This is a genomic window from Mesorhizobium sp. M1273 (assembly GCF_040318195.1).
Lineage (GTDB): Bacteria > Pseudomonadota > Alphaproteobacteria > Rhizobiales > Rhizobiaceae > Mesorhizobium.
Genome location: NZ_JAMYLV010000001.1, coordinates 333,482 through 346,158, shown reverse-complemented (window position 1 = coordinate 346,158; position 12,677 = coordinate 333,482). Strand labels below are relative to the sequence as shown.

The window sequence follows — 12,677 nt, the reverse complement described above, 5'->3', positions numbered from 1 at the left end:
GTGAAATTATTTTAGCGGGAAGAATAGGATAGAAGAGCCGGAGTTGGCAAGTGAAGGCGAGGCGCGCGCCTCTTCCTTCTCCCCTTGTGGGAGAAGGTGGATCGGCGCGCAGCGCCGAGACGGTTGAGGGGTGTTGGACGGAGTGCCGTCATAGCCAAGCTGGAGCACCCCTCATCCGACCGAGCTTCGCTCGGCCACCTTCTCCCACAAGGGGAGAAGGGAAGGTGGCGCACAATCCTACCCCAATTCCTCGGAATGCCCGATCTCGACGCCATACTCGGCGGCAGCGTCCAGTATCGTATGCGACAGGCTTTCGGCGAAGGTGGCGAACACCAGAAGATTGAACACCGCCTGTCCGTCCGGCCGGTCATTGCCGCGCCAGAGATTGATGCTGGTCTGATCGACCGAGGTCGCCGCAGCGGTGCCGGCCGGGAACACCGCGGGGTGCAGGTCTAGCGACGACAGTTTGGCCAGCATCGCGCGCGCCTTTTCTCCGGAAACGCTGATCAGCGCGCGAGCATGCGACTGGTCGGACAACGAGGCGGATTGCGCAAACGTCTGGCTCAGCGGTTCGCTCGCGTGCTTGCCGCCATTGGACAGGACCAGGAACTGATCCGGTCCCGACCAGATTAGCGTAGCGTCGGGAGTTCGGGTCGCCTTGGGCGTTTCCGGGGCGGCAACGCCGAAGCGGGTTTCGGCGGCCTTCGCCAGTTCTGCCGCTTTGCCGCGCCGCGCCATCACCTGGATCAGGTCGAAATTGCGGATCTCGGCGAGCGATACGCCGGCCGCCGTGCCACGCGCGCCATAGGCGCCGACAACAAGCGCTTTCTCCAGCGGACTGCGGGCAATCCAGGAAAACTCAGCCACGCTGGCGCCCTCCATCCGGATCGTAGAAGACCGGGCTGCACAGCTCGACGTCATAGTCTTCGCCGCGCAGCGGGTCATGCGCATGGACGATCTCGCCAATGCGCTCGCGGCCACGCTCAACAAGCGCCAGCCCGATCCACTGGTCGAGCATGGGCGAGAAGCAGACCGAAGTGACGTAGCCCTGGTCGTTATCGGGACCGGGCGTCTCGCCCTTCGGGATGATATGCGCGCCGGAACGCAGGCGGCGCGTCTTGTCGACCGGCTTGATGCCGACCACGACCTGGCGGTCCGGCGCAATCAGCGCCTCGCGCCCGGCCATGACGCGGCCGATGAAATCTTTCTTGCTGGACATCATCTTGCCCAACCCGAGGTCGGCGGCGGTCGTCGTGCCGTTCAGCTCCGGGCCGGCGACATGGCCCTTTTCGATGCGCATGACGCCGAGCGCCTCGGTGCCGTAGGGCGTAACGCCGAACGGCTTGCCGGCCAGCATCAAATTGCGCACCAGCGCCTCGCCATAGCGGGCGGGAACCGAAATCTCGAACGCCATTTCGCCCGAAAACGAGATGCGGAACAGCCGCGCCTTGATGCCACCGCGAAGCGCGACTTCCCGCGCCCCCATGAAGGGAAAGCCCTCGTTCGACAAATCCTCCGCCGGATCGACCATTTCCCGAAGCAGGTCCCGGGTCTTCGGCCCGGCGATCGAGAACTGTGCCCATTGATCGGAGACGGATGTCAGCTGCACGTCGAATTCGGGGAACAGCACCTGCCGGCAGAATTCGAGATGCTGCATCACCAGCCCGGCCTTGGCGGTGGTGGTGGTCAGGAAATAATGGTCTTCGGCCAGCCGCGACGTCGTGCCGTCGTCATAGACGATGCCGTCCTCGCGCAGCATCAGCCCGTAGCGGGCTTTGCCGACGGCGAGACTGGAGAAGGTGTTGATGTAGACGCGGTCGAGAAAGGCGCCGGCATCCGGGCCGTGCACGTCGATCTTGCCGAGCGTCGAGACATCGCAGAAGCCGACGCCGGAGCGCACCGCCTTGACCTCGCGGGTGACCGATTCCAGCCAGTCCTTTTCGCCGGCGCGCGGATACCATTGCGCGCGCTTCCACAGGCCGGTGTCGACGAACACCGCGCCCTGTTCGGCTGCCCAGTGATGCGACGGCGTCAGTCGTGTCGCATGAAAATTCTCGTCGCGATGATGGCCGGCGAAAGCGCCGATGGCGACCGGCACATAGGGCGGGCGGTAGATCGTCGTGCCGGTTTCGGGGATCGATTTGCCGCTGATTGCCGCCATGATGGCGAGACCGGCGACGTTCGAGGTCTTGCCCTGGTCGGTGGCCATGCCGAGCGTCGTATAGCGCTTGAGATGCTCGACCGATTCGAAACCTTCGCGCTGCGCCAGCTCGATGTCGGACGCGGTCACGTCATGCTGGTAATCGACGAAGGCTTTCCCTTTGCCGGCCACATACCAAAGCGGCGTCAGCGAAAACGCCTCGCTGTCGGCGACCGGCGATGTGCCGGCATTGCCGCCGCGTCCAGCACTCTGCGCTGCCGCAGCACCCGCGGCAAAGCCCTGGCGCAGGCAGTCGCCCAGCCCGAAGGCGCCGTTGGCGGCGCCGACGGCCATCATGCCGGGCGGCGCACCATCCGGCACGAAGGCTGCGATATCGTCCTGCCATTTCGGCCGGCCGCGATGATAGGAGGTCAGCCCGACCGCCGGATTCCAGCCGCCGGACACGGCAAGCCCGTCGGCTTCGACTTCCGCCCGTGCGCTGCCGGTCAGCGCCACCACGATTTTCCGGACCCCGTCCTTGCCGCCTTCGACCCCGCTGACCGAGCCGTTGAGCACGGCAAAGCCGCCCTTGGCGGCAAGCGCGCGATGCGCGGCGGAGACGTCCGGGCGCGCATCGACGACCGCCGCGATCTGCAAACCGGCGCCAAGCGCGGTCTCGACCGTGCGCCAGCCATCCTCATTGTTGGTGAACAGCGCGATCCTTCTGGCAGGGGTAACCGCGTAGCGCGCGACATAGGTCCGCATCGCCGAAGCCATCATCACGCCCGGCGTGTCGTTACCGGCAAAGACGATCGGTCGCTCGATGGCGCCGGCGGCGACGACGCAGCGCTTGGCCACGATCCGCCACAACCGCTGGCGCACCTGGTGCTCGGGCGGCGAGGGCAGGTGGTCGTTGACCCGCTCGATGGCGCCATAGGTGCCGCCATCATAGACGCCGAACAATGTCGTGCGGGTCATGATGCGGACATCGGGCAGTGCGGCGAGTTCGGCCAGCGTGCGCGTAATCCATTCGGCCGCCGGCGCGCCGTCGATCATGCCGCCGTCGGCGAGCAGACGGCCGCCAAGCGCAAAATCTTCCTCGCACAGGATGACGCGGGCGCCGCCGCGCCCGGCCGCCAGTGCCGCAGCCAGCCCGGCCGGGCCGGACCCGGCAATCAGCACGTCGCAATGCGCCCACGCCTTGTCGTAATGGTCGGGATCGGCGACGCCAGCAGCGCGGCCGAGCCCGGCGGCGCGGCGAATCGTTGGCTCGTAGATCGTTTCCCAGAATTTCGCCGGCCACATGAAGGTCTTGTAGTAGAAGCCGGCGACGAAGATCGGCGCGAACAGCTGATTGACTGCCATCAGATCGTGGCGCAGCGACGGCCAGCGGTTCTGGCTGGCGGCTTCGAGCCCGTCATAGAGTTCGGCTGTGGTCGCCTTGGTGTTCGGCTCGCGCCGCGCTCCGCTGCGCAGTTCGACCAGCGCGTTGGGCTCCTCCGAACCAGCGGTCAGGATGCCGCGCGGCCGATGGTATTTGAACGAGCGGCCGACCAGCTTGACGCCATTGGCGATCAGCGCCGAGGCCAGCGTGTCGCCTTGGAAGCCGGCAAAGCTCTTGCCGTCGAAGCGGAAGGCCAGCGGCGCGGCGCGATCGATGAGACCGCCTGATACGAGACGATAGGGCTGGCTGGAGGTCACGTTTGCTGGCCCTTAAGCAGGAGCGCCGCGCTGCCCCTCATCGCCCTGCCGGGCACTTCTCCCCGTATAGGGACGGGGAGAAGGGGGCTGCCCGCAACCTCGGCGCCTTTCAGGGAACGTCGATGATTGGCGAAACAATCGGCGACGGCGCCCCTCTCCCCGTCTCTATACGGGGAGAGGAGGCCGGCAGGCAGGTGAGGGGCGGCGCTAACCTGGACAGAATTCATCTTGCAGCCTGCCTCGCACCAACGCCGGCCGCCGGCTCGACGGAGGAAATCTCATGCGTCAGCGTGTTGCGGGCGACCTTCAGCCAGGCCCGGCAGCCGCCGCCATGGTACCAGTATTCGCTCATCGGCCCGGCGACATTGTCGCGCAGATAGACGTAGTCGAAGACCTCGTCTTCGGTGGCGCCGGCCGCCGGACGCACCGGCTTGGCGTCGCCCAGATAGGTGAACTCGCCGAGTTCGCGTTCGCCGCAGAAGGGACAGACAATGCGCATGCTTCTTCAGCCAGTCTTCAATGCAGGTTCGGCTGGGCGCCCTGGCCCTTTTCGTCGATCATCGCACCTCGCCGGAAGCGGTCGAGGCGAAAGCGGGCAGCCTCCTTGTGCGGCTCGTCGCGCGCCAGCAGATGGGCAAAGACCAGGCCGGAGCCGGGCGTCGCCTTGAAGCCGCCATAGCACCAGCCGGCGTTGAGATAGAGCCCGTCGACCGGTGTTTTGTCGATGATCGGCGAGCCGTCCATCGACATGTCCATGATGCCGCCCCACTGACGCAGAAGCCGTATCCGGCCGATCATCGGCATCAGCGCCATGCCGCCTTCGCAGACGTCTTCCATGACAGGCAGATTGCCGCGCTGGGCGTAGGAATTGTAGCCGTCTATATCGCCGCCGAAGACCAGGCCGCCCTTGTCGGACTGGCTGACGTAGAAATGCCCGGCGCCGAACGTCATGACATTGGGGATCAGCGGCTTGATCGCCTCCGAGACGAAGGCCTGCAGCACATGGCTTTCGATCGGCAGCCGCATGCCGGCCATCGCCGCGACGCGCGACGAGGAGCCGGCGACCGCCATGCCGACCTTGCCTGCGCCGATCCTGCCGCGGCTCGTGTCGACGCCGGTCACCTTGCCGCTGCCATCGCGGACAAAGCCGGTCACTTCGCAATTCTGGATGATGTCGACGCCGAGCGCGCTCGCCGCATGCGCGTAGCCCCAGACCACGGCATCGTGTCGTGCCGTGCCGCCGCGTCGCTGCAAGAGGCCGCCCTGCACCGGGAAACGTGCGTTGTCGAAGTTCAGGAACGGCATCATCTTCCTGACCGCCGCCAGATCGAGCAGTTCGGCATCGATGCCGTTGATGCGCATGGTGTTGCCGCGCCGCGCATAGGCGTCGCGCTGCGCGTCGGAATGGTAGAGGTTGATGACGCCGCGCTGGCTGACCATGGTGTTGTAGTTGAGGTCCTGCTCCATCCGCTCCCACAGCTTCATCGACAGCTCGTAGAAGCCGGTATTGCCGGGCAGCCCGTAATTGGAGCGGATGATGGTTGTGTTGCGGCCGGCATTGCCGGAGCCGATCCAGCCCTTTTCCAGCACCGCGACATTCCTGATGCCGTATTCGCTGGCGAGGAACCATGCCGTCGCCAGGCCATGGCCGCCGCCGCCGATGATCACCACGTCGTAGTGGCTCTTCGGGCTGGCGTCGCGCCAAGTGCGCTGCCAGTTCTTATGGCCGGAAAATGCCGCCCGGGCGAGGGAGAAGATCGAGTATTTCATGAACCTGTTTCGCGCCGGGCGTGCAACAATTCCGGATCAGATGTCGAGCGTGTGGTCGCGCTCCCACTGGGTGAAGTGGGAAGCATAGGAATTCCATTCCTGCTGCTTGAGCTTTAGATAGGCCGACGAGAATTCCTCACCCAGCGCCGCCTTGAGCGATTTGTCGTTGTCAAACTCGCGCAACGCGTCGAGCAGGTTGAGCGGCAGCTTCGGCGCGCCCTCGACCGTATGGCCGAACTGGTACATGTCGATATCGTAGCGCCGGCCGGGGTCGGCCTTCGAGCGGACGCCGTCAAGGCCGGCGGCGATGATGACGGCCTGCAGCAGATAGGGGTTTGCCGCGCCGTCCGGCAGGCGCAGCTCGAAGCGGCCGGGGCCGGGCACGCGCACCATGTGGGTGCGGTTGTTGCCGGTCCAGGTCACCGTGTTCGGCGCCCAGGTGGCGCCGGAGATGGTGCGCGGTGCGTTGATGCGCTTGTAGGAATTGACCGTCGGGTTGGTGATGGCGGCAAGCGCGGACGCATGTTTCATGATGCCGCCGAGGAAATTCCTGCCCTTGGCCGACAGGCCGAGCTCCATCGCATTATCGGCAAAGACATTGGTCTTGCCGTCTTTGTCCCACACCGAGATATGCGCATGGCAGCCATTGCCGGTCAGGCCCTGGAAGGGTTTAGGCATGAAGGTTGCGCGCAGGCCGTGCTTTTCGGCGACCGATTTCACCATGAATTTGAAGAAGGAATGCTTGTCGGCGGTCGCCAGCGCATCGTCGAAGGCCCAGTTCATCTCGAACTGGCCGTTGGCGTCCTCGTGGTCGTTCTGGTAGGCGCCCCAGCCGAGCGCCAGCATGTGGTCGCAGATCTCGGCGATCACGTCGTAGCGGCGCATCACCGCCTGCTGGTCGTAGCAGGGCTTCGACGCCGTGTCATATTCGTCGGAAATCGTCTTGCCATCCGGCGAGATCAGGAAGAATTCGGCCTCGACGCCGGTCTTGATGTGCATGCCGTCGCCAGCAGCCTCGGCGATCAACCGCTTCAGCGTGTTGCGCGGCGCCTGCTCGACCGATTTGTCGTCCATGATGCAGTTGGCGGCGACCCAGGCGACCTCCGGCTTCCAAGGCAACTGGATCACCGAGGCCGGATCCGGCACCGCCAGCATGTCGGGATGCGCCGGCGTCAGATCGAGCCAGGTGGCAAAGCCGGCAAAGCCGGCACCGTCCCGCTGCATGTCGGCGATCGCCTGCGCCGGCACCAGCTTGGCGCGTTGTCCACCGAACAGGTCGGTGTAGGATATCATGAAATATTTGACGCCCTTTTCCTTGGCGAAGGCGGCGAGATCGTTCCCCATTATAGTTCCTCGCTTACTGGCATTTGGTTTGTCTTAGAAGCCGTTCTTGCCCGGTATCCAGTTGGTGCCGGCCAGCGGCACGCCGGCCATGGCGGCGGCTTCGATCGTCAAGGCCACAAGATCCTCGGGCTCGAGATTGTGCAGGCTGTTCTTGCCGCAGGCGCGGGCGATTGTCTGAGCCTCAAGTGTCATTACCTTAAGATAATTCGCCAGCCGTCGGCCGGCCGCAATCGGATCGACCCGTTTCATTAGCTCGGGATCCTGCGTGGTGATGCCGGCCGGGTCGCGACCCTCATGCCAGTCGTCATAGGCGCCGGCGGTGGTGCCGAGCTCGTTGTATTCCGCCTCCCAGCGCGGGTCGTTGTCGCCGAGCGCGACAAGCGCTGCCGTGCCGATCGACACCGCATCGACGCCGAGCGCCAGCGCCTTGGCGACGTCGGCGCCGTTGCGGATACCGCCGGAGACGATCAGCTGCACCTTGCGGTGCATGCCGAGATCCTGCAGCGCCTGCACGGCCGGCCTGATGCAGGCAAGCGTAGGCTGGCCGACATTTTCAATGAACACTTCCTGGGTCGCCGCAGTGCCGCCCTGCATGCCGTCGACGACGACGACATCGGCGCCCGATTTCACCGCAAGCGCGGTGTCGTAATAGGGCCGCGCGCCGCCGACCTTGACGTAGATCGGCTTTTCCCAGTCGGTGATCTCGCGCAGTTCGAGGATCTTGATCTCGAGGTCGTCCGGCCCGGTCCAGTCGGGGTGGCGCGAGGCCGAGCGCTGGTCGATGCCTTTCGGCAGCGTGCGCATTTCGGCGACGCGGTCGGAGATCTTCTGGCCGAGCAGCATGCCGCCGCCGCCTGGCTTGGCGCCCTGGCCGACGACCACTTCGATCGCGTCGGCGCGGCGCAGGTCGCGCGGGTTCATGCCGTAGCGTGACGGCAGATACTGGTAGACCAGCGTCTTCGAATGGCCGCGCTCTTCCTCGGTCATGCCGCCGTCGCCGGTCGTCGTCGAGGTGCCGGACAGCGTCGCGCCGCGGCCAAGCGCTTCCTTCGCCGGGCCGGACAGCGAGCCGAAGCTCATGCCGGCAATAGTGATCGGGATTTTCAGTTCGATCGGTTTTTTCGCATAGCGCGAGCCGAGCACGACGCTGGTGTCGCAGCGCTCGCGATAGCCTTCGAGCGGGTAGCGCGAGATCGAGGCACCGAGGAACAGAAGGTCGTCGAAATGCGGCAGCTTGCGCTTAGCGCCGGCGCCGCGGATGTCATAGATGCCGGTCGCCGCGGCGCGGCGGATCTCGGAAAGCGTGTAGTCGTCGAAGGTCGCGGATTTGCGCGGCGTCGTCGGCGGGTTGCGATAGGTCATTGAGCCTCAATACGCGTCGGCGTTGTCGATATTGAAATTGTAGAGGGTACGAGCCGAGCCATAACGCTTGAACTCCGTCGCCTTGACGCCGGTCACACCGGCGCGGTCGAGCAAGCCTTGCAGCAATTCGAGATGCTCGGGCCGCATCTCCTTGGCGATGCAGTCGGCGCCGAGGCTTTCGACCTTGCCGCGCACGAAAAGCCGCGCCTCGTAGATGGAATCGCCGAGCGCATCGCCGGCGTCGCCCAGCACCACGAGGTTGCCGGACTGCGCCATGAAAGCCGACATGTGGCCGATATTGCCGTGGACGACGATGTCGATGCCTTTCATCGAGATGCCGCAGCGCGACGACGCGTTGCCTTCGATGACGAGCAACCCGCCCCGGCCGGTGGCGCCGGCATACTGGCTGGCATCGCCTTTGACGACGATCTGGCCGGACATCATGTTCTCGCCGACGCCGGGCCCGGCCGAGCCATGCACGGTGATGGTGCCGCCGTCGTTCATGCCGCCGCAATAATAGCCGACGCTGCCGCGCACATCGATGGCGAGCGGCTGGTCGACGCCGACGGCGACCGAATGGCTGCCTCGCGGGTGGAGCACCTCCCAGGCGGTCTCGTTCGAACCGGGCGCCAGATCGTGCAGCGCCTGGTTGAGCTCGCGCAGCGACATTTCGGCCAGATCGAAGACCCGTGACGCATGGCCCGGCTCGCGAGCCGCCTTGGAGAGGTTAATTGCCGGCATTGGTTCAATGCTCCCAGAAATAGACGGTTGCGGGCTCGGGTTCCCAGACCTTCGCATTGTCTATGCCGGGCAGTTTGGTGAGCGCACGATATTCCGAGCCGAAGGCGACATACTGGTCGGTTTCGGCCATTACTGCGGGCTTGCAGGCGATCGGGTCGCGCACCACGCCGAAGCCGTTCTTGGTGCCGACGACGAAGGTGAAAAACCCGTCGAGATCGCTCAGCGTGCCTTCCAGCGCCTCGCCGAGGTTCTTGCCATGCGCCATCTGCGAGGAGAGATAGGCGGCAGCGACCTCGGTGTCGTTCTCGGTCTCGAATGTCATGCCTTCGCGGATCAGCTCGCGGCGGACATTGTTGTGGTTGGACAGCGAGCCATTATGGACCAGGCACTGGTCGGCGCCGGTCGAGAACGGATGCGCGCCCATCGTCGTCACCGCCGATTCGGTCGCCATGCGGGTATGGCCGATGCCGTGCGTGCCGGTCATCTCGCGGACGCCGAAACGGTCGACGACCGCTTCGGGCAAGCCGACTTCCTTGTAGATTTCGACGACGTCGCCGGCGCCCATGATGCGGATGTCGGGGCGCAGCGCCTGGATCGTCTCGCGTGCTTCGTCGATCTTGGCAGGCGTCGTCCGGACCACGGCATGCGTCGACTTCGCAGCAATGCTCACCGGCGCGCCGATTGCCTTGGCAAGTTCGGCGTCGAGGCCGCGGAAATCGCGCTCCGGCTTGGCCGACTGGATGGTGATCTTGGCTTCATTGGAGGACGCGCCATAGATGGCGATGCCGGCGCTGTCGGGACCGCGATCGCTGAGCGAGATCAGCATCTCCGACAGCATCGCGCCAAGCTGGGGCTCGAGCGACTTGTCCTTCAAAAACAGTCCGACGATTCCGCACATGTCAGCCTCCGCGAGTTTGTTCCCTCCGAGATGTATCGAATGAGTCCCGGGAATTCAATTGGTATGAAAAAAATTTTCCTGTCGTTATATATCGGCTGAGGCGCCGCCGGCCGCACTATCGCTGCGCTGGCCGCCATTGTGAACCCATTTGGCATAGCGGATGCGGGCGATCTTGTAGGCATCCAGGATCGACAGGGCATAGATCAGGAAGCCGCCGGCATGGCGTCCGACGAAGCTGGCGTCGGGCGGCGCGATCTTGGCGGTGATCCAGGCAAGGATCACCATGAAGAACAGGAATTGCAGGCCGCGCACCGGCACGCCGAGCACGACATGCCCGCTCGCCGGCAAAACGATCGCAGCGCCCAGAACCAGATAGGGGCTCGGTGGTGCGGGGGAGGTGGTGATCTGGCTGATCATGCCGCTTGCCGTTCGCTTTGATTGATGGCATCGCGCAGCGCCGAAGCCGACGACAGCAGCCTCTCGATCAGCACCGGATCGAGCCTGACCGCGCCGAATTCGGCCTGCCGGAATACGCCGTAGCGCGCCCGCTCGGCCTCGGCCAGCAGCCAGACGATGCGCACGCCGTTCGGCGTGATCAGCAATTCCTTGGCGCGCTCCTCGGCAAAGACATCGAGGTGGCCGGCGATGATGGCTTCGGGGAAGCGCACGCCCTTGCGGTCGCTCCGCAGCACCGCCTCGGCCGGAAACCCCGCCGCCTTCGGCAGCGGATGGACGAGATGATCGAAATTGGAAAAAGTCGTCGGCGATCCGGGCCGCATCATCATATCGAAAGTGCCTGGTATCGCGACCTTTTCGGTGATCGAAACACTCAGCCAGCGCGCCGGCAGCTTCCTTATCGCCAGCGTGTCGACGATGGTCCGTACCTGCACCCGCCGACCGTTCCACGAGCCGGCGAAGGTGACGACGCCGGCGGTGCCGTCCGAGACGTTGGCCGCGTCGGGGATGACGGCGCGGACGCCGGCTTCGTCGGCGGCAAGCCCGGTCGAGGCCTTGGCGCGGCTGGCCCGCGCGAGCCAGGCTATATGGAGGAAGAGAGCCAGGGCAACCGCCCCGGCGAGCAATGCTGAGATCACCTAACGCACCTCGTCACACAAATGCCCGCCCAGACCGGGCGCGCCGTCAGTAGCCCTGCGGCTTCGGCCACGGCATGGTGAACTGGGCGCCACGGCGCACGAATTTGTAGCGGTAGAAGTGGAACCACAGCGAGATCAGGAAGTAGAAGGCGACCATGGCGATCAGCTGCGAGCCGAAGCCGAGGAAGATCGCAAAGAAGGTGACCACGCAAAGGCAGAACAAGACGATCGCCGGCAGCGGGTGGAACGGATGGGTGTAGCCGCGGCGGATCGAGCCGAGCGGCCACTTTTTCCTGAACATAATGATGTTGATGCTCATGAAGGTGTATTGCAGCACGCCCGACAGGATCGAGAAGGTGATCGCCTGGTTGAGGTCGGCGATGAAGGCGAAGGCGAGCGCGATCGGCAGCAGAAACAGGATCGAGCGATAGGGCGTGCGGTATTTCGGATGCACCGCCGAGAACCAGGTCGGCAGATAGCGGTCGCGGCCGAGCGAAAACCAGGCGCGCGCGGCGTCGTTGATGCAGCCATTGGCGGAGGCGAGCGCGGCAAGCAGCGTCGCGATGAACAACAGGTTTTCCAGCAGCGCACTGCCGGTCAGTTTGCCCGCGTCCCACAGCGGATAATAGGTGATGCCGAGATATTCCCAGGGCATCAGCGAGGCGCAGACATACCAGGTCATGGCGGCGGCGATCAAAAGCGTGATCATGCCGGCCATCGTGCCATAGGGCAGCGAGCGCGCCGGCGAGCGCACTTCCTCGGCGGCCTGCGTGGTGCCCTCGATGCCGAGATAGTACCAGATGCCGAACTGGAAGGCGGCGATGACGCCGATCCAGCCATAGGGCAGGGCGTTGCCCGGGGTCACCAACTCGTTGAGCTTGAGCACGGCGCCTTGCGTCCACGGGCTGACCGAGAAGAACAGGATGACGATCGAGACATAGGCGATGGCAGTGATGACGAAGTTGACGTTAAGCGTCATCAGCACGCCGCGATAGTTCAGCCATGCCAGCACGACGATTGTCGCGGCGATGAAGGAATTGTGGGTGAGGCCCTCGACGCCGGCTTTGGCGACGATGGTGTCGCCGAGCAGGATCGCGTCCGACACTTCGAGCATGGTGTAGGCAAAGACCAGGAACAGCGCGACGTTGAAGGCCATCAGCGGCCCGACAATGTGCTTGGCCTGCGCATATTGGCCGCCGGCGGCGGCAACCGTCGAGGTCACTTCGGAATCGATCATCGCGACCGAGGTGTAGAGCAGCCCGACGATCCAGCAGACGATCAGCGCCGCCAGCGCGCCGCCCTTGTCCGCCGCGAAATTCCAGCCGGTGAATTCGCCGACCAGAACGATGCCGACACCGAGCGCCCAGACATGGGCGGGGCCGAGCACCCTGAGCAGTGAAACCCTGTCGCCCTGCACTTGCACCGCTGGTTCAGCCGTGATCGTCATCGTTCAATCCCCCACTCAGATCCGGTGTTTTTCGGACACGGCTTCAAGTTCGCCTTCCCTGGACGAGGTCAGCATCTCTTCGGAATAGGTCGTGTCGATCTTGAACCAGTCGTAGAGCATCCACAGCGCGAGCACGATCGAGATGCCCCAGCATGCGTAAGAGAGTGCCACCCACATGAC

General features: G+C 64.7%; 12 protein-coding genes. All 12 read right to left on the bottom strand.

Features of this window, described 5'->3' with window-relative positions:
* Positions 1–237 precede the first annotated feature (237 nt).
* The gene (locus NKH30_RS01610; RefSeq protein WP_352993929.1) at positions 238–867 is read right to left on the bottom strand and encodes a sarcosine oxidase subunit gamma; all 630 of its coding nucleotides are present in this window, start codon (positions 865–867) and stop codon (positions 238–240) included.
* On the bottom strand, positions 860–3,841 hold the full coding sequence (locus tag NKH30_RS01605) for a sarcosine oxidase subunit alpha (protein ID WP_352993926.1): 2,982 nt from the start codon (positions 3,839–3,841) through the stop codon (positions 860–862). Before NKH30_RS01605 ends, NKH30_RS01610 begins: the two co-directional genes overlap by 8 nt.
* Before the next feature lie 223 nt (positions 3,842–4,064).
* Positions 4,065–4,340, bottom strand: a complete 276-nt coding sequence (locus tag NKH30_RS01600; protein ID WP_352993923.1) for a sarcosine oxidase subunit delta — start codon at positions 4,338–4,340, stop codon at positions 4,065–4,067.
* Between the two features lie 17 nt (positions 4,341–4,357).
* Positions 4,358–5,611 (bottom strand): sarcosine oxidase subunit beta family protein, encoded by a 1,254-nt coding sequence (locus NKH30_RS01595; RefSeq protein WP_352993920.1) that lies wholly within the window; start codon positions 5,609–5,611, stop codon positions 4,358–4,360.
* Positions 5,612–5,647: 36 nt separating this feature from the next.
* Positions 5,648–6,955: a type III glutamate--ammonia ligase gene (gene glnT / locus NKH30_RS01590; protein ID WP_023673983.1), complete on the bottom strand. Its 1,308-nt coding sequence runs from the start codon at positions 6,953–6,955 to the stop codon at positions 5,648–5,650.
* 33 nt (positions 6,956–6,988) lie between these two features.
* Positions 6,989–8,317 (bottom strand): FMN-binding glutamate synthase family protein, encoded by a 1,329-nt coding sequence (locus NKH30_RS01585; RefSeq protein WP_023673984.1) that lies wholly within the window; start codon positions 8,315–8,317, stop codon positions 6,989–6,991.
* 6 nt (positions 8,318–8,323) lie between these two features.
* Positions 8,324–9,058 (bottom strand): GltB/FmdC/FwdC-like GXGXG domain-containing protein, encoded by a 735-nt coding sequence (locus NKH30_RS01580; protein ID WP_352993917.1) that lies wholly within the window; start codon positions 9,056–9,058, stop codon positions 8,324–8,326.
* 4 nt (positions 9,059–9,062) lie between these two features.
* A complete protein-coding gene (locus NKH30_RS01575) occupies positions 9,063–9,956 on the bottom strand; it encodes a class II glutamine amidotransferase (RefSeq protein ID WP_352878500.1) in 894 nt (297 codons plus the stop codon).
* An 84-nt stretch (positions 9,957–10,040) separates the two neighbouring features.
* Complete coding sequence (locus NKH30_RS01570) at positions 10,041–10,373, bottom strand: hypothetical protein (protein WP_352502042.1); 333 nt, start codon at positions 10,371–10,373, stop codon at positions 10,041–10,043.
* Complete coding sequence (locus NKH30_RS01565) at positions 10,370–11,050, bottom strand: hypothetical protein (RefSeq protein ID WP_352502041.1); 681 nt, start codon at positions 11,048–11,050, stop codon at positions 10,370–10,372. The genes NKH30_RS01570 and NKH30_RS01565 overlap by 4 nt, the downstream gene beginning before the upstream one ends.
* A 46-nt stretch (positions 11,051–11,096) precedes the next feature.
* Positions 11,097–12,497, bottom strand: a complete 1,401-nt coding sequence (locus NKH30_RS01560) for an APC family permease (protein WP_352755444.1) — start codon at positions 12,495–12,497, stop codon at positions 11,097–11,099.
* Positions 12,498–12,512: 15 nt separating this feature from the next.
* Complete coding sequence (locus NKH30_RS01555) at positions 12,513–12,674, bottom strand: hypothetical protein (RefSeq protein ID WP_023673991.1); 162 nt, start codon at positions 12,672–12,674, stop codon at positions 12,513–12,515.
* Between the last annotated feature and the right edge of the window lie 3 nt (positions 12,675–12,677).